The 16,836-nt window shown below is 65.6% G+C and carries 15 protein-coding genes; 4 read left to right on the forward strand and 11 right to left on the reverse strand.

All coding sequences use genetic code 11. The features are described from left to right. Positions 1–2: 2 nt before the first annotated feature. The gene (locus ACZYRS_RS26220) at positions 3–980 is read left to right on the forward strand and encodes a Bug family tripartite tricarboxylate transporter substrate binding protein (RefSeq protein ID WP_463421569.1); all 978 of its coding nucleotides are present in this window, start codon (positions 3–5) and stop codon (positions 978–980) included. Positions 981–1,083: 103 nt separating this feature from the next. Here the strand turns inward: ACZYRS_RS26220 and ACZYRS_RS26225 are convergent, their stop codons facing one another. The 8 genes from ACZYRS_RS26225 to ACZYRS_RS26260 form a co-directional block, all read right to left on the reverse strand. Further along, on the reverse strand, positions 1,084–1,848 hold the full coding sequence (locus ACZYRS_RS26225; protein WP_435501708.1) for an ABC transporter ATP-binding protein: 765 nt from the start codon (positions 1,846–1,848) through the stop codon (positions 1,084–1,086). 16 nt (positions 1,849–1,864) lie between these two features. Continuing rightward, positions 1,865–2,653, reverse strand: coding sequence for an ABC transporter ATP-binding protein (locus tag ACZYRS_RS26230; protein ID WP_463421570.1), 789 nt, complete (start codon positions 2,651–2,653; stop codon positions 1,865–1,867). Positions 2,654–2,670: 17 nt separating this feature from the next. Continuing rightward, positions 2,671–3,879, reverse strand: coding sequence for a branched-chain amino acid ABC transporter permease (locus tag ACZYRS_RS26235; protein ID WP_463421571.1), 1,209 nt, complete (start codon positions 3,877–3,879; stop codon positions 2,671–2,673). Positions 3,880–3,889: 10 nt separating this feature from the next. Beyond that, positions 3,890–4,819 (reverse strand): branched-chain amino acid ABC transporter permease, encoded by a 930-nt coding sequence (locus ACZYRS_RS26240; protein WP_013539848.1) that lies wholly within the window; start codon positions 4,817–4,819, stop codon positions 3,890–3,892. A gap of 263 nt (positions 4,820–5,082) precedes the next feature. After that, positions 5,083–6,375 (reverse strand): replication-associated recombination protein A, encoded by a 1,293-nt coding sequence (locus ACZYRS_RS26245; protein ID WP_463421572.1) that lies wholly within the window; start codon positions 6,373–6,375, stop codon positions 5,083–5,085. 12 nt (positions 6,376–6,387) lie between these two features. Further along, positions 6,388–7,020: an outer membrane lipoprotein periplasmic chaperone LolA gene (gene lolA / locus ACZYRS_RS26250; protein ID WP_042580842.1), complete on the reverse strand. Its 633-nt coding sequence runs from the start codon at positions 7,018–7,020 to the stop codon at positions 6,388–6,390. A 203-nt stretch (positions 7,021–7,223) separates the two neighbouring features. After that, positions 7,224–9,656, reverse strand: coding sequence for a DNA translocase FtsK (locus ACZYRS_RS26255; RefSeq protein ID WP_463421573.1), 2,433 nt, complete (start codon positions 9,654–9,656; stop codon positions 7,224–7,226). A 94-nt stretch (positions 9,657–9,750) separates the two neighbouring features. Continuing rightward, a complete protein-coding gene (locus ACZYRS_RS26260; RefSeq protein ID WP_198785828.1) occupies positions 9,751–10,425 on the reverse strand; it encodes a Crp/Fnr family transcriptional regulator in 675 nt (224 codons plus the stop codon). 181 nt (positions 10,426–10,606) lie between these two features. On the opposite strand from ACZYRS_RS26260, the gene trxB reads away from it, so the two are divergent. The 3 genes from trxB (at position 10,607) to rpmG (ending at position 12,168) form a co-directional block, all read left to right on the forward strand. Continuing rightward, positions 10,607–11,566: a thioredoxin-disulfide reductase gene (gene trxB / locus ACZYRS_RS26265; protein WP_463421574.1), complete on the forward strand. Its 960-nt coding sequence runs from the start codon at positions 10,607–10,609 to the stop codon at positions 11,564–11,566. 183 nt (positions 11,567–11,749) lie between these two features. Further along, complete coding sequence (gene rpmB / locus ACZYRS_RS26270) at positions 11,750–11,983, forward strand: 50S ribosomal protein L28 (RefSeq protein WP_007830293.1); 234 nt, start codon at positions 11,750–11,752, stop codon at positions 11,981–11,983. Positions 11,984–11,994: 11 nt separating this feature from the next. Then, complete coding sequence (rpmG, locus tag ACZYRS_RS26275) at positions 11,995–12,168, forward strand: 50S ribosomal protein L33 (protein ID WP_007830291.1); 174 nt, start codon at positions 11,995–11,997, stop codon at positions 12,166–12,168. Positions 12,169–12,333: 165 nt separating this feature from the next. Here the strand turns inward: rpmG and ACZYRS_RS26280 are convergent, their stop codons facing one another. The 3 genes from ACZYRS_RS26280 to ACZYRS_RS26290 form a co-directional block, all read right to left on the reverse strand. After that, on the reverse strand, positions 12,334–13,548 hold the full coding sequence (locus ACZYRS_RS26280) for a DesA family fatty acid desaturase (RefSeq protein ID WP_042580840.1): 1,215 nt from the start codon (positions 13,546–13,548) through the stop codon (positions 12,334–12,336). Between the two features lie 132 nt (positions 13,549–13,680). After that, positions 13,681–14,952, reverse strand: coding sequence for an RsmB/NOP family class I SAM-dependent RNA methyltransferase (locus tag ACZYRS_RS26285; protein ID WP_463421575.1), 1,272 nt, complete (start codon positions 14,950–14,952; stop codon positions 13,681–13,683). Positions 14,953–14,980: 28 nt separating this feature from the next. Next, positions 14,981–16,834, reverse strand: a complete 1,854-nt coding sequence (locus ACZYRS_RS26290) for a M48 family metalloprotease (protein WP_463421576.1) — start codon at positions 16,832–16,834, stop codon at positions 14,981–14,983. Positions 16,835–16,836: the final 2 nt, after the last annotated feature.

Below are 16,836 nucleotides of genomic sequence, written 5' to 3' on the forward strand. Positions count from 1 at the left end.
AAATGAAAACGAGACACTTCCTCCTCACCCTGCTCGCAGGCGCCGCAACCCTGGCCGCGGGCCACGCCGCGGCCCAGCAGCAGCAGCGCCCCATCCGCCTGGTCGTGCCCTATGCGGCGGGCGGCCCCGTCGATGTCACCGCACGCATGCTGGCCGAGCGCGTGAAGGACGTGCTGGGCCCGGTCATCATCGACAACAAGCCCGGCGCGGGCGGCAACATCGGCTCCGATATGGTGGCCAAGGCGCCGCCGGACGGCCTCACGATCGGCATCGCGGCCACGGCCACCAATGCGGTCAATCCGTGGCTCTACAGCAAGATGCCGTTCAACGCCGCGACCGATTTCGCACCGATCACGCAGATGGTCCGCGTACCCAACGTGCTGGTGATGAACGCCGACACGGCCAGGCGCCTGAACATCAATTCGGTGGCCGACCTCATCCGCTACGCCAAGGCCAACCCCGCCAAGCTCAACTACGGCAGCGGCGGCAACGGCAGCGCCGGCCACCTGGCGGGCGAGCTCTTCAAGAAGGAAGCGGGCATCTTCGCGCTGCACATTCCGTACAACGGCGGCAACCCGGCGCAGCTGGCGCTGATCTCGGGGCAGGTCGATTTCAACTTCGACAACCTCGCGACCGCCGCGCCGAACATCCGTTCGGGCAAGCTGAAGGCCATTGCGGTGACGACGCTGCAGCGCAGCGCCTCGCTGCCCGACGTGCCGCCGGTGGCCGACACGCTCAAGGGCTTCTCGATCGACACCTGGTGGGGCCTCGTTGCGCCGGCCGGCACGCCGCAGGACGTGGTCGCAAAGCTGAACCAGGCCTTCGTCGCCGCGCTGAATGCGCCGGAAACGAAGACCCGCTTCGCATCGCTGTTGGCCGAGCCGGTGGGCAACTCGTCCGAGCAGTTCGGCGCTTTCATGAAGACCGAACTGGCCAAATATGAGAAGGTGGTCAAGGCCACCGGCGCAAAGGTCGACTGAAAGGCGGCCGCCGCCGGGCCGCCCCAAGGCAGGCCGCGCCTCCCCCTCGGGGGGTGGCGAATTACACGCAGCGAAGCGGAGTGAAAAGCCGGGGGGCCGTCATTTACTCGCCCAGGTAGGCGGCCCGCACGCGCGGGTCGCGCAGCAGTTCCTTGGCGTCGCCGTCCATCGTGATGAGGCCGGACTCCATGACGTAGCCGCGGTCGGCCAGTTGCAGCGCGCGGTTGGCGTTCTGCTCCACCAGCAGGATCGTCACGCCCTGCGCGGCCACGGTCTGCACCACCTCGAAGATCTTGTCGCACATGATCGGCGACAGGCCCATGGTGGGTTCGTCCAGCAGCAGCACCTTGGGGCGCGCCATCAGCGCGCGGCCCATGGCCAGCATCTGCTGCTCGCCGCCCGACATCGTGCCGGCCAGCTGGTCCTTGCGTTCGCGAAGGCGTGGGAAGGTGACGAACACGCGCTCCATGTCGCTCGCGATGCCGGCCTTGTCGGTGCGGATGTAGGCGCCGATCTGCAGGTTCTCGGTGATCGTCATGCGCGTGAAGACGCCGCGGCCTTCGGGCACCATCACGAGGCCCTCGCCCACGAGATCCCAGGCGCCGCGGCCCTTGATGCTGCGGCCGAGGAATTCGATGTTGCCCGCGCCAGCAGGCAGCGTGCCGGTGATGGCCTTCATGGTGGTCGTCTTGCCGGCGCCGTTGGAGCCGATCAGCGAGACCAGCTCGCCCTCGCGCACCTCGAAGTCCACGCCCTTGACGGCCTGGATGCCGCCGTAGCCGACCTTCAGGCCGCTGACCTTGAGCAGCGTCTTGCCGGCCGCCTTGGCCTGCACCGCGGTGGCGCGGGTTTCTTCTTCGCTCGTCATCGTTGCTGTGCTCATTTCAATGGCCCCCCGTTCCGAGGTAAGCCTCGATCACTTTTTCGTTCTTCTGCACGTCGGCCGGCGTGCCCTCGGCGATCTGCTTGCCGTAGTCGAGCACGGTCACGCGATCGCACAGGCCCATGATGAGCTTGACGTCGTGTTCGATGATCAGGATCGTGCGGTCGTCCTTGCGGATGCGGTCGATCAGCTCGCGCAGCAGCACCTTCTCGGTCGAGTTCATGCCGGCGGCGGGTTCATCGAGCGCGATGAGCTGCGGGTCGGTGGCGAGGGCCCGGGCGATTTCCAGGCGGCGCTGGTCGCCGTAGCTCAGCGTGCGCGCCTTGTAGTCGGCGAACTTGCCGATGCCCACGTAGTCGAGCAGCTCGTGCGCGCGGTCGGCAATGGCCTTTTCCTCGGCCTTGAAGCTGCCGGTGCGCAGCATCGCGCCGAACACGCCCGAATGGGTGCGGATGTGGCGACCGACCATCACGTTCTCCAGCGCCGTCATTTCGGCGAAGAGGCGGATGTTCTGGAAGGTGCGCGCAATGCCGGCCTTGGCCACTTCGTGCACCGCCGTCGGCTGGTAGGGCTTGCCGGCCAGCTCGAAGGTGCCGCTGTCGGGCGTGTAGAGCCCGGTGATCACGTTGAAGAAGGTGGTCTTGCCGGCGCCGTTCGGGCCGATCAGGCCATAGACCTGTCCGCGCTTGATGGTGATGCCGACGTCGGAGAGCGCCTGCAGGCCGCCGAAGCGCTTGGAGATGCCGCGGACGTCGAGGATGGTGTCGGTGGTGGTGGTAGTTGTCGTCATGTCGGTTGCTCCTGGGCTCACGGATTGATCGACATGGGACGCTCGGCACCGCCGGGCAATTCGTCGGCGGGCGTATCGATGCCCGGCGCATGGGTCTGCAGCGAGCCGGGGGCGACGGCCGCATGGGCCGGGTCGACCGGCACGCCGCCCTTGCGGGTCAGCGTCTTGCCGTGCTCGGGCGAGGGCCACAGGCCCCGCGGACGCACCAGCATGATGATGATCATGGCGAGCGCGATGAAGAGCTGACGCAGGATGGATGCATCCAGGCGCCCGTCGGTCAGCGACTGCAGCGGGCCGGCCACGTAGCGCAGCACTTCGGGCAATGCCGCCAGCAGCACCGCGCCCAGGATGACGCCGGGCAGGTGCCCGATGCCGCCCAGCACCACCATCGCGACGATCATCACCGACTCCATCAGGCTGAAGGACTCGGGCGACACGAAGCCCTGGAAGGCCGCGAACATCGCGCCCGAGACGCCGCCGAAACTCGCGCCCATGCCGAAGGCCAGCAGCTTCATGTTGCGGGTGTTGATGCCCATCGCCTTGGCAGCGATTTCGTCTTCGCGGATGGCCATCCAGGCGCGGCCGATGCGCGAGACCTGCAGGCGGTGCGAGATGATGATCGTGGCGATCACGAGCGCAAGGAAGAGGTAGTAGTACAGCGACACCGAAGAGATGGTGAAGCCGTCGAACTTCCAGGCCTTGCCGAGGTCCAGGCCCCAGAACTTGATCGAGTCGATCGCCGTGATGCCCTTCGGACCGTTGGTGATGTTCACCGGCTGGTCCAGGTTGTTCAGGAACACGCGAATGATTTCGCCGAAGCCGAGCGTGACGATCGCCAGGTAGTCGCCGCGCAGCTTGAGCGTGGGCGCGCCGAGCAGCACGCCCAGGCAGCCGGCCACCACGAGCGCGAGCGGAATCACGATGAGCAGCGAGGTGTGCAGCCCGTTCGGGAACATCTGCGCGAACCACGGGAAGGTCTCGGTCAGGTGCGAGGAGCCCATGAGCGCGAAGAGGTACGCGCCCACCGCGAAGAAGGCCACGTAGCCCAGGTCGAGCAGACCGGCATAGCCGACCACGATATTGAGGCCCAGGGCCAGCAGCACGTAGAGCAGTGCGATGTCGGCGATGCGCACCCAGGCGTTGCCCTGCATCTGCAGGAGCAGGGGCAGCGCGAGCACCGCGATGGCGCCGATGACGTAGAGAGCGAGGTTTTTGCTGTTCTTCATTTCTCGCTCCTTACGCACGGTCCGCCACGCGTTCGCCGAGCAGGCCCGACGGTCGCAGGGTGAGCATGACGATCAGCACGATGAACGCGAAGATGTCGCTGTAGTTGCTGCCCAGTACGCCACCCGTGAGGGTGCCGATGTAGCCCGAGCCGATGGCCTCGATGAGGCCTAGCAGAATGCCGCCGACCACCGCGCCGGCCAGGTTGCCGATGCCGCCGAACACGGCCGCCGTGAAGGCCTTCAGGCCGGGCAGGAAACCCATCGCGTGCTGCGCGATGCCGTAGTTCGATGCGTACATCACACCGGCGATGGCCGCGAGCACGGCGCCGATGATGAAGGTGGCCGAGATGACCATGTCGGGGCGGATGCCCATGAGCGCGGCGACGCGCGGGTTCTCCGCGGTGGCGCGCATGGCGCGCCCGAGCTTGGTGTAGTTGACCAGCCACATCAGCACCACGAGCGAGAACGCCGTGACGCTCAGGATCATGACCTGCGTGGGCGAGATGACCGCGCCGCCCACGTGGATGGGGTCGGTGGGCAAGAGGTTCGGGTAGGCCTTGTTGGTCGGCTTCCAGATGATCATGGCCAGCGTCTGCAGCAGGATCGACATGCCGATGGCCGTGATGAGCGGCGCGAGCTTGGGGCTGTTGCGCAGCGGCCGGTAGGCCACCTTCTCGATCACGAAATTGAGCGTGGCCGCGACGATGCAGGCAATGATCAATGCGATGAGAAGGACCAGCCAGCCCGGTGTGTTGGGCATGCCGTCCTTCATGAGTCCGATGATGGTCCAGCTTGTGAGAGCCCCCACCATCAGCACTTCTCCGTGCGCGAAATTGATGAGGTTGATGATGCCGTACACCATGGTGTAGCCCAAGGCTATCAAGGCATACATGCTGCCGAGTACCAGACCGTTGATGATCTGCTGCAGCAATATTTCCATAACGCGATTCCCTATGTGTTGCACCGTTGCGGGGTGCCATTCACCCACCGTGGCACCGGTTTGGCGCCCTTGGCTGGACAAGCAAAAAACCAGCCAGCATGTGTCGCAGGCGGATTTGTGGGCGGGATTGTAAGCACGCACCAGCGCTGATTTGGTGCGCAGCGACCGGGGTTTACCCGCTCACGCCATGCTGTATGGGCGTAAGTTCATGCGCGGCTCGCGCGAGGGCGAGCGAAGGCGCGCAAGAGGGTATCGGTGGGGTATCAGTCGCCCTTTTCAGCGTTCAGGCGGCGCAGTTCGCGCAGCTTCTCGCCGATGCGGATTTCCAGGCCCCGCTCCACGGGCTCGTAGAACACCTGGCCCTCCAGGCCCTCGGGAAGATAGTTCTCCCCGGCCGCGAAACCGCCTGCCTCGTCGTGCGCGTAGCGGTAGCCCTTGCCGTAGTCGAGCTCCTTCATGAGCTTGGTGGGCGCATTGCGCAGGTGCATGGGCACCGGGCGCGTGCTCTCCTTCTTGATGAGAGCGCGCACCGCGTTGTAGGCCTTGTAGACCGCATTCGACTTGGGCGCGATCGCGAGATACACCACGCATTCGGCGAGCGCGAGTTCGCCCTCGGGCGTGCCCAGGCGCTCGTAGACCTCGGCCGCATCGAGCGCCAGGCGCAGCGCGCGCGGGTCGGCCAGGCCGATGTCTTCGCTCGCCATGCGCACGAGGCGCCGCGCCATGTAGCGCGGGTCGGCGCCGCCGTCGAGCATGCGCACGAACCAGTAGAGCGCGGCGTCGGGATCGCTGCCGCGCACCGACTTGTGCAGCGCGCTGATGGTGTCGTAGAACTGCTCGCCGCCCTTGTCATAGCGCCGCATGCGCTCGCCGAGTACGCGCAGCAGCCATTCGTCGCCGATGCTCTCGAGCTTCTCGGCGCGGGCCGCGACGGCCAGCGTCTCGAGCGTGTTGAGCAGGCGGCGCGCGTCGCCGTCGGCATAGGCCACGAGCCGGTCGATGGCCGCCTCCTCGATGGCCGGGACCGCCTGGATCGACTGCGCCTTGGCGACGATCTCCTTGAGATCGGCCTCGGTGAGCGGCTGCAGCACATAGACCGCAGCCCGCGACAACAGGGCCGAATTGACCTCGAACGAGGGGTTCTCGGTGGTCGCGCCGATGAAGGTGAAAAGCCCCGACTCCACATGCGGCAGGAACGCGTCCTGCTGGCTCTTGTTGAAGCGGTGCACCTCGTCCACGAAGACGATGGTGCGCCGTTGCTCCAGGCCGTCGCGCGCGGCCGTGGCGCGCTCGACGGCCTCGCGGATGTCCTTCACGCCGCCCAGCACCGCGCTGATGCTCAGGAACTGCGCGTCGAAGGCATCGGCCATCAGGCGCGCGATGGTGGTCTTGCCGGTGCCCGGCGGCCCCCAGAGGATGCAGGAATGCGGCTGGCCCGACTCGAAGGCGATGCGCAGCGACATGCCCGGGCCGAGCAGGTGCTGCTGGCCGATCACTTCGCCGAGCGTCTTCGGGCGAAGGCGCTCGGCAAGGGGTTGGTGAGAGCTGGTGGCCAAACCTGTGGGGGATTACTGCTTGACGACGTCGGCGCCGGCGGGCGCCTTGAAATCGAACACGCTGGCCGCGAGCGACGGATTCACTTCGACCTTGCTGAACTTGAGCACCGAGCGCTGGCCAAAGCTGTCGAGGATTTCGAGCGCCGCGAGCGCGTCGCCCTGGAAGCCGACCAGCACGCTTTGCAGCTGGCCGTCCTTGTTCTTGGGCGTGGCCTTGACCCATTCGAGGCCGTCGCGCTCGGGCGCGGCTTCGAGCGTGAAATCGGCCTGCAGCGCGCGCAGGTCGGGGGCCGCGGCGATCAACGCGGCGGGCGTGGAGCCCAGCGCCTGCGCCTGGGCGCGCTGCGTGACCTGGTTCAGGTCGGCGTCGTAGAGCCAGAGCGTCTTGCCGTCGGCCACGATGCTCTGGGCGAAGGGCTTGCGGTAATCGAACTTGAATTTGCCGGGACGCTGGAATTCGAAGGTGCCGGTCGATGTCTTGACGCGGCCGGGCTGGCCTTCGCGCGAGGGCGCGGTCACGGTCTGGGTGAATTCGGCGCGGCCCGATTTGACCGTCTTCACGAAGGTCTCGAGGCTTTCAAGCCCCCCGGCCCAGGCGTTGGCGGAGCAGAGAAGGCCGATCAGTAGCCAATGGCGGATTTTCAATTTGGATTCCTCGAAAAAGCTCGGAAAAAAGCTATTGCACTGGGCACCGACCCTACCCGCCGCGAATTGCGGCATGTGTAGGTCTTCATGAAGATTTGCAATGCCGGCGAGCGCTTCTGCAAATTGCCTTTCAGCAGGTAACCGCAATCCGCGCGATTGGCGCGATTCGCGCGATCCGGAATCGCGAGCCGCCGCCGCACCAATTATTCGCTGCGCGCGGGCACCAGGATTTCGCGCTGGCCGCTGCCGCTCATGGCGCTCACGAGCCCGGCCTTTTCCATGTCCTCGACCAGGCGCGCGGCGCGGTTGTAGCCGATCTTCAGGTGGCGCTGCACCAGCGAGATGCTGGCCTTGCGGTTCTTGAGCACGACCTCGACCGCCTGGTCGTACATCGGGTCCTTTTCGGCATCGCCGCCGCCCAGGAGGTCGCCGTCGCCGTCGCCGTCGACGGTGCCGCCTTCGAGCACGCCCTCGATGTAGTCGGGCTCGCCCTGGCTCTTCAAGTAGGCCACCACGCGGTGCACTTCCTCGTCGCTCACGAAGGCGCCGTGCACGCGGATCGGCAGGCCGCTGCCGCTGGCCATGTAGAGCATGTCGCCCATGCCCAGCAGCGCCTCGGCGCCCATCTGGTCGAGGATGGTGCGGCTGTCGATCTTGGAGCCCACCGAGAACGCGATGCGCGTGGGGATGTTGGCCTTGATGAGGCCGGTGATCACGTCCACGCTGGGCCGCTGCGTGGCCAGGATGAGGTGGATGCCGGCGGCGCGCGCCTTCTGCGCGAGGCGGGCGATGAGTTCTTCGATCTTCTTGCCGACCACCATCATGAGGTCGGCGAGCTCGTCGATGATCACCACGATGTGCGGCTCGCGCTTGAGCGGCTCCGGATCGTCGGGCGTGAGGCTGAAGGGGTTGTAGATGAACTCCTCGCGCGCCTTGGCCTCGTCGATCTTGGTGTTGTAGCCGGCCAGGTTGCGCACGCCCAGCTTGCTCATGAGCTTGTAGCGGCGCTCCATTTCGGCCACGCACCAGTTCAGGCCGTGCGCGGCCTGGCGCATGTCGGTGACCACGGGCGCCAGCAGGTGCGGAATGCCTTCGTAGACCGACATTTCGAGCATCTTCGGGTCGATCATGAGCAGGCGAACGTCGCGTGCCTCGGCCTTGTAGAGCAGCGACAGGATCATCGCGTTGATGCCCACCGATTTGCCCGAGCCGGTGGTACCGGCCACCAGCACGTGCGGCATCTTCGCCAGGTCGGCCACCACCGGGTTGCCGATGATGTCCTTGCCCAGGCCCATGGTGAGCATGGACTTGCCTTCGTTGTAGATCTGCGAGCCCAGGATTTCGCTGAGCTTGATCGACTGGCGCTTGGCGTTGGGCAGCTCGAGCGCCATGTAGTTCTTGCCCGGGATGGTCTCGACCACGCGGATCGACACCAGCGAGAGCGAACGCGCGAGGTCCTTGGCAAGGCCCAGGATCTGCGAGCCCTTGACGCCGGTGGCGGGCTCGATTTCGTAGCGCGTGATCACCGGGCCCGGCGAGGCGAGCACCACGCGCACCTCGACGCCGAAATCCTTGAGCTTCTTCTCGATCATGCGCGAGGTCATCTCCAGCGTGTCGGCGGAGACGGTTTCCTGGCGCACCAGCGCCGCATCGAGCAGGTCGACCTGCGGCAGCTTGCTGTCGGGGAGTTCCTTGAAGAGCGGCTTCTGGCGCTCCTTGACGACGCGGTCGCTCCGGGGCACCTCGGTCATCGCGGGCTCGATCTGCACCGGCGGCGACGGCGGGCGGCGCTTGGGGCGCGGCTCGATGAGGATCTCTTCGTCGTCGGGGAAATCGGTCGTCATGGCGGGCCCCTCGCCCGTGCTGCCCTTGCTGCCCGCATCGCCGCTGCGCGTGAACGAGGGCTCGTCGGCCTCGGCGCGCTCGCGGGCGGCCTGCTTGCCCATGGCGATGTCGGCGGCCATTTCGCGCTTTTCGCGGCGCGATTCGAAGAGCGAATACGCCCGGGCGCCGATGCGCTCGGCGATCAGGCTCCACGAGAAACGGAAGACCAGCGCCGAGCCGATCACGCCGCCGGCGATGGCCACCAGCGCCGATCCGGTGAAGCCCATCCAGCGGACGCTGGCCGGCCCCACGAGGTAGCCGAGCGCGCCGCCGCCCGAGCCCGGCAGGTGCGATTCGAGCCGGTACAGGCGCGACCATTCGAGCATGGCGCTCGCGCACAGCAGGAGGATGAGACCGAACCAGAACGCAACGCGGCTGCGGTTGAAGCGGCCGCGGGGCGGCTGCTCGGCCGGGGCGGTCTCGCCGCCGCGCAGCCAGTTCGCCAGCGAGGAGAGCCAGGCGCGCAGGCCGGCCGCAAGGCACCACCAGACGGAATAGCCGGCCGCGTAATAGCTGCCATCGGCCAGCCAGGCGCCGATGCGGCCGCCCCAGTTCTTGACCTCGCCGCCGGTGCCCGACGTCGACCAGGCGGCATCGGAAGGCGTGAAGCTCAGCATGGCGAGCAGCCAGAACAGCAGCGCTGCGAATCCTGCGATCAGCGTGATTTCGTGGGCGAAGCGCATGGCGCGCAGGCGCACGGGTTGCCCATCGGCGGCAGAAGAAGATTGAAGCGTATTGAGCGAATAGGTCATGAAAAACACGGCACCCGGCCCTGTGAATCGGAGGCCGGACGCCCGAACACTACAACAAAAGGCCGGGGCCGCCCGCGGCGCCCGGCCCGAAGGCTCAAGTGAGCGTCAGGAGCCGTTCCTTGACGATCATTGCCCCGTCATCCAGGGTCTGAACGAAACCGCGCTCTTCCAGGTCCTTCATCACCCGGCTCACCATTTCGCGCGAGGCGCCGACCATCTTTGCCAGGTCCTGGCGGGAAATCTTGTCGCGCACCTTGAGATTGCCGGCACCGTCGTCGACGGCGAAGTCGAGCAGCGAGCGGGCCACGCGGCCATAGACGTCCATGAGCGCCAGGGACTCGATCTTGCGGTCGGCGTGGCGCAGGCGCTGCACCAGGCCGCGCATGATGTTGTAAGCCATCGAGGAATTCTCGGGCAGGCAGCGTGCAAACGCGTCGCGGCCCAGCATGAGGACGTCGCACTGGATCTCGGTGCGCACGGTGGCCGAGTGCGGCTCGTCGTCGATCAGGCTCATTTCGCCCAGGTAGTCGCCGGGGTTCAGCGTGGCCAGGATGACTTCGCGGCCCCGGCTGTCGGCGCTGGTCACGCGGGCGCGCCCGGTGAGGATGATGTAGAGCGCATCGGACTTCTTGCCCTGCTCCACCACGACTTCGGCACGCTTGAAGCGCTTCTTGATGATCGCGTCCGCGATGCTTGCGGACTGCGTGGCTGTCAACGACGCGAACAAAGGAACGCGCCGAAGCAATTCAAGGTTGGACAGCATCGACATTTATCAATCCCTGATACAGCGCGCGGAGTTGGTCCAAAAGGCAAGCCAATGGATTACTACAATCGCGCGCATTGAAAACACCGTGCACCCGGTGTTGAACCGGGCGGTGATACTCCACATATATCGCTACCACCCTGAAAATGTACACGCTGACGCAGCGTATATCCTAGGTTTTCTACTCATGTCCGCTCCCCAACACGCCAAGGTTTTGATTCTCGGCTCCGGCCCCGCCGGCTATACCGCAGCGGTCTATGCAGCCCGCGCAAACCTGCAGCCTTTGCTCATCACGGGCATTGCCCAAGGTGGTCAATTGATGACCACCACCGAAGTCGACAATTGGCCGGCCGACGTGCATGGCGTGCAGGGGCCGGAGCTGATGCAGCGTTTTCTCGAACACGCCGAACGCTTCAAGACGCAGATCGTTTTCGACCATATCAACAAGGTCGATCTGAGCAAGCGCCCCTTCACCCTGACCGGCGACAGCGGCACCTACACCTGCGATTCGCTGATCATTGCGACGGGCGCTTCGGCCAAATACCTGGGCCTCGATTCCGAAGAGAAGTTCATGGGCCGCGGCGTCTCCGCCTGCGCGACCTGCGACGGCTTCTTCTATCGCGAGCAGGAGGTCTGCGTGATCGGCGGCGGCAACACGGCCGTCGAAGAAGCGCTGTACCTGGCCAACATTGCGAACAGGGTGACGCTGGTGCACCGCCGCGACAAGTTCCGTGCCGAGCCGATCCTGATCGACAAGGTCAAGGAAAAAGTCGCCGAGGGCAAGATCGTGCTGAAGCTGCACAACGAGCTCGACGAGGTGCTGGGCGACGGCACGGGCGTGACCGGCATCCGGATCAAGAACACGCAGACCGGCAAGACCGAGCAGATCGATCTGAAGGGCTGCTTCATCGCCATCGGGCACCATCCGAACACCGACATCTTCCAGGGCCAGCTGGAGATGAAGGACAACTACATCCTGACCCGTTCGGGCCTGCAGGGCTTCGCGACGATGACCAGCGTTCCGGGGGTCTTCGCCGCCGGCGACGTGCAGGACAACGTGTACCGCCAGGCCATCACGAGTGCGGGCACGGGCTGCATGGCCGCGCTGGACGCACAGCGCTTCCTGGAGCAGGACGGTACGCTCTAAACGGGGTGCGGCCCAAAAGGGCTATAATCCGAGGCTTTGCCGAAACAAGGCCCTCTCACAGGGGTTTGCTGCATTCAGGCAAAGCCGGGGTACCGCCACCCGTTTCTGGCGAGGTCAAGCTGCAAAACACCTGCAATCACCTTTGATTGCGCCGGTGCCAGCTGTTCAAGAAAGAGTGTCCACATGGCACGCGTATGCGACGTAACGGGCAAAGGCCCGATGGTCGGAAACAACGTTTCCCACGCCAACAACAAAACCAAGCGCCGGTTCCTGCCGAACCTGCAATACCGCCGTTTCTGGGTCGAGACTGAAAACCGCTGGGTTCGCCTGCGCGTTTCGAGCGCTGCTCTGCGCCTGATCGACAAGAACGGTATCGACGCCGTGCTCGCAGACCTGCGCGCACGCGGCCAAGCTTAAGGAGCTGAATCATGGCAACGAGCAAAGGCGGACGCGAAAAGATCAAGCTGGAATCCACCGCGGGTACCGGCCACTTCTACACGACCAGCAAGAACAAGAAGACGATGCCTGAAAAGATGTCGATCATGAAGTTCGACCCGAAGGCGCGCAAGCACGTCGAATACAAGGAAATCAAGCTGAAGTAATTCAGCCCTGATTTTCAAAGAAGAACCCGCTGCTTACCCAGCGGGTTTTTTGTTGCCTGTCGATTTGCATTGCCCCCAATACCATTGCGCAATACCAAGACGCAAATACGACGGGCACAAAAAAGCCGACCCAAGGTCGGCTTTTTTTATTGAGGACTGAATCTCTTAAGCGCGTGCAGCGCGCAAACGCGTCGAGAACTCCCTTAGACCCGCAATACCGCTGGCCTCCGCACGATGGCACCAGGCTGCCAGATCGGCCGCCAGTTGCTCGCGCGACTGCGAGGTGTTCAGCCAGAGCTGACGCAGCTCTTCGCGCATCGTCACCATCTTGTCGAGCACCGGGTGAGCGGCACGCGCCTGCACGATGTGTGTGCGGGCCGATGCCGGCACCTTGTCGTCGTCGCGGTGCAGCCAGCGCTTGGCCGCCTTGAGCACCGACAGGTCGGCGCCCTTGGTCTTCAGCAGGGCCAGCTCTTCGCTGGTTGCACGGCGCATTTCGCGGGCGTAGCCGGCCATGACTTCGTAGCGGTTGGCGATGACGGCCTCGAGCGTTTTCTCGTTGGCCACGGGCTGGATGTCGCCCATCTGCATCTTCGGCGGAACCTTCTTGACCTTGGCCCAGCCGATAGCCTGCATCGCCTGGATGTAGATCCAGCCAATGTCGAACTCGTACTTCTTGACCGAGAACTTGGCCGACGTCGGGTAGGTGTGGTGGTTGTTGTGCAGCTCTTCGCCGCCGATGATCAGGCCCCAGGGCATGATGTTGCGGCTGGCATCGGGTGCCTCGAAATTGCGGTAGCCCCAGTAGTGACCGATGCCGTTGATGATGCCGGCGGCGGTGATCGGGATCCAGAGCATCTGGACAGCCCACACGGCCATGCCGAGCGTGCCGAACAGCGCCAGGTTGATCACCAGCATCAGGCCCACGCCTTGCCAGCTGTAGCGCGAATACAGGTTGCGTTCGATCCAGTCATCGGGCGTGCCGTGACCGTAGCGATCGATCGTGTCCTTGTTCTTCGATTCCTTGCGGTAGAGCTCCGCGCCGCGCCAGAACACCTCGTCGATGCCCTTGACCTGCGGGCTGTGCGGGTCTTCCTGTGTTTCGCACTTGGCGTGGTGCTTGCGGTGAATGGCAACCCATTCCTTGGTCACCATGCCGGTGCCCAGCCACAGCCAGAAACGGAAGAAATGCGAAGGAATCGGGCCCAGATCCATGGCCCGGTGCGTTTGCGTGCGGTGCAGGAAAATCGTGACCGCAGCGATCGTGATGTGCGTGGTGACGAGCGTGTACAACACGACTTGCCACCATGTGATGTCCCACAAGCCGTGTCCGAGCCATTGGATGGCCGCATTGAGAACGGCAGAGTCAGGAAGCAACATTGAGTCAGGTACTCCATAGCCACACGAAGGTGCAGCCTTAAGCTAACCGGCGATTTTAAAGCGACAGGGTCAAAACGAGGCCGTTTACCCTTCAAGAAAAGCGCTGATTAACCCTAGTTTGGAGTCCCGCCCCTATTTGCGGTTCCACACGGCGGCGAAGAAACCGTCGGTCGAATGGCGATGCGGCCAGAGGCGCAAATAGCGCCTGCCGTCCGCCCCTCCAGCGCAAAGCGCCTCGAAACCCTCCACTTTCAACCCCTGCAGCAGTTCTGCGGCGTCCTGGGGCTCGAAATCGGGGTTGGCGGCGCCAAAAGCCTCGGCGATGGCCTCGTTTTCCTCCGGCAGCACGCTGCAGGTGGCGTAGACCAGCCGTCCGCCCGACTTCACGAGCCGAGCCGCGCTTTGCAGGATCGCCGTCTGCTTGACCGTCAATTCCTCCACCGACTTGGGCGACTGGCGCCATTTCAGGTCGGGATTGCGCCGCAGTGTGCCCAGCCCCGAGCATGGCGCGTCGACCAGCACCCGGTCGATCTTGCCCGCCAGGCGCTTGATCCGGTCGTCCCGCTCGTGGGCGATGGCCGCCGGATGGACGTTCGAAAGCTTGCTCCGCGCCAGCCGTGGCTTGAGCGCGTCGAGCCGGTGCGCCGAGGTGTCGAAGGCGTAAAGCCGTCCGGTATTTCGCATCGTGGCACCGATGGCCAGCGTCTTGCCGCCTGCGCCGGCGCAGAAATCGACCACCATCTCGCCGCGCTTGGCGTCCAGCAACAGCGCGAGCAGTTGGGAGCCCTCGTCCTGCACCTCGACGGCGCCGCGGGCGAACGCGTCCAGCTTGGTCAGCGCCGGCTTTCCTTCGATGCGCAAACCCCACGGCGAGAACGGCGTCACTTCAGATTTGATAGCAGCCTTCGCAAGCTCCGCCTTCACTTCCGCCCGCTTGTCGGTCAGCGCATTGACGCGCAGATCGAGCGGCGCCGGCTGCTGCAGGCTTTCGACCAGCGGCCAGAAGCCGTCGCCGAGTTGCGCCTTGAGCGGCGTCACCAGCCATTCCGGCAGGTTGTGGCGATGGCGCTCCAGCAGGTCGTCCGGCTTGACGGCATCGCAGTTGTCGAGCCAGCGCTTTTCGGTGTCGTTGAGCGCGCTCTTCAGGAAGTCGCGCGGGCCGTGAAAGCCGAGGATCGCCATGCGGCGCTCCTTCGAGCCGCTGCCCGAGGGCGAGAGATGGTCGAACAAGAGCTTCTTGCGCAGGACGGTATAGACGGTCTCTGCCAGCGTGGCGCGCTCGCGCGGGCCGAACTCGCGGTGGTCGCGAAAGAAGCGGGAAACGACCTGGTCGGCCGGGTGATCGAATTTCAGGACAAGGCCCACCAGATCGGCGGTGGCCTCCAACAGGGCTTTGGGGTGCATCCCCCGATTGTCTCAGGCGGTCGCCGTGCTAGGCCTCGCGCGTCCAGACCGCCCCGAAAGCGTGTTGCTCGATGTCCGCCAGCGTGGGCGAATGGCCGGCCCAGAGCACCAGCGCCGCGCCCGGCAGTGTCAGCGTCTGCTCGAGTTGCCGGCACAGCTGCCAGCGGTCGTCGTCGTCCAGCGCCGGCAGCTCGACGAACACGATGTAGGCGCGGCGCCACGGAAATTCGCGCAGGGTCTTGCGCACCAGCCAGGCCCGCGACGCGGGGAGGCAGCGAACGAGGTCCGCCCGCAGTTCACCCAACTCGTAGTCGTTCAGGTCATGCCGCGTGATCTGGCTGAAGAACGGCGTCTCGGTGATTTCCTCCCAGGCGCGCGCCTCGGCCTCCTCCGCCTCCTTGAGCCGGCCGCGCCACAGCCTGAGCGCGTCTTCGTCGTGCGAACCGGCATCCGGGTCTTCCAGCGAAGCGACGGCATTCCTGGCAGCCCACCAGCGGCTCGCGGCGCCGGACTGGTGCAGCCGCTCCAGCACATCAAGGCGGCTGGCGCGGTCGTTCACAGGCAGCATCTGGACCAGCCCCCGCAGCGCCCCCGGATGCTCCGGCGCGATGCGCAATGCGCTCTCGTAGCGCACGCGCACCGGCGCCGCCGGATCGAGCCGGCGCTCCGAATCGGCCCACTCGACCATCTCGTCGGGCGTGTTGCGCTCGCCGCGCGCCGCCAGCACCGCGATGCGCTCGCGGATGCGCGAGCGGTGCGCGTGGTGCTGCTTCCAGTCGCCGGCGTGGGCGCGGCGCCACAGGTTGTCGAAATGGCCGATCCACTTCGCGCTGTCGGCCAGCAGGTCGAGCGCCGGCCGCTCCGACCACGGCGGCAGAACCGCCTTCTGGCCCAGCGCCTCGAGCCGGTCGCGCAGCACCGGGTGGGTGTCGTCCAGGTCGCTCACGCGGCGCATCGCCTCGCGCAGCGCCTGGCGGGCGAAATCGTCGTCCGGCGGCGTGTGGGCGAGCTTGCGCAGGGCCGCGAACGGCCCTGGGGCCTGCGGCTCCAGTTCGGCCCGGGCCCAGTGCGAGGGCCAGAACTCGTTGGCGTACCAGTTGCCCTTGATCGCAATCTCGGTCAGCGCGGCCGCGGCCACCGCCGTGCCCAGCAGCCGGCCCGAGATGCGGTCGGCCTCGTATTCGTCCTGCCGGGCCAGCGCGAAGGTCTTGGCCGCGAAGCGCGGAAAGTACCAGCGGAAAAAAGCGAGCGAAAACAGCGCCATCACGCCTTCATCGCGCTGCAGACTGGCGTCCAGCTTGAGCCACGAAAGCCGCGTGCGGTAGATCCAGGCGCTCAGCTTGCCGTGGTTGCCGCGCAGGTGGCCGTACTCGTGCGCCAGCACCGACAGCAGCCGCTGCCGGTTCAGCATCATCAAAAGCGGGAGGCCGATGCTCAGGGAATTGACCGCGCCGCCGAAGAGGCCGAAGCGCGGCACCTGCCGGATGCTGGCGTTGAAGTCGTCGTCAAGATAAACGCGGTGGACCGGCGGGCCCTTGATCTTGCCGCGGATGCGGTCCAGCGCCTCAAAGAGCGCCGGCGCGTCGGCGCGCGAGAGCTCCTTGCCCTCCGGCTCGTCGAAGCGCACCCAGAGCGCGCGCACCGTGGCCCAGAGCAGCCCCAGCGCAAAGACCAGCAGCCAGCCGCGCGTCAGGCTGAAGCGCTCGCGCCCGAGCGACGAAACCACCCAGACAATCAGGCCCACCGCGATTCCGAGACAGCCCAGCACCCACGCATACCCGAGCGCGGCAAACGCCGCCACGCTGCGCCGGTAGCGCGCGCTGTTGTCGGCGCTGGCATGCTCGCTCAGTCGAACCAGGTGAACAAAATCCGCGCGATCCATTC

The sequence above is a fragment of the Variovorax sp. AC194 genome, from assembly GCF_979257995.1.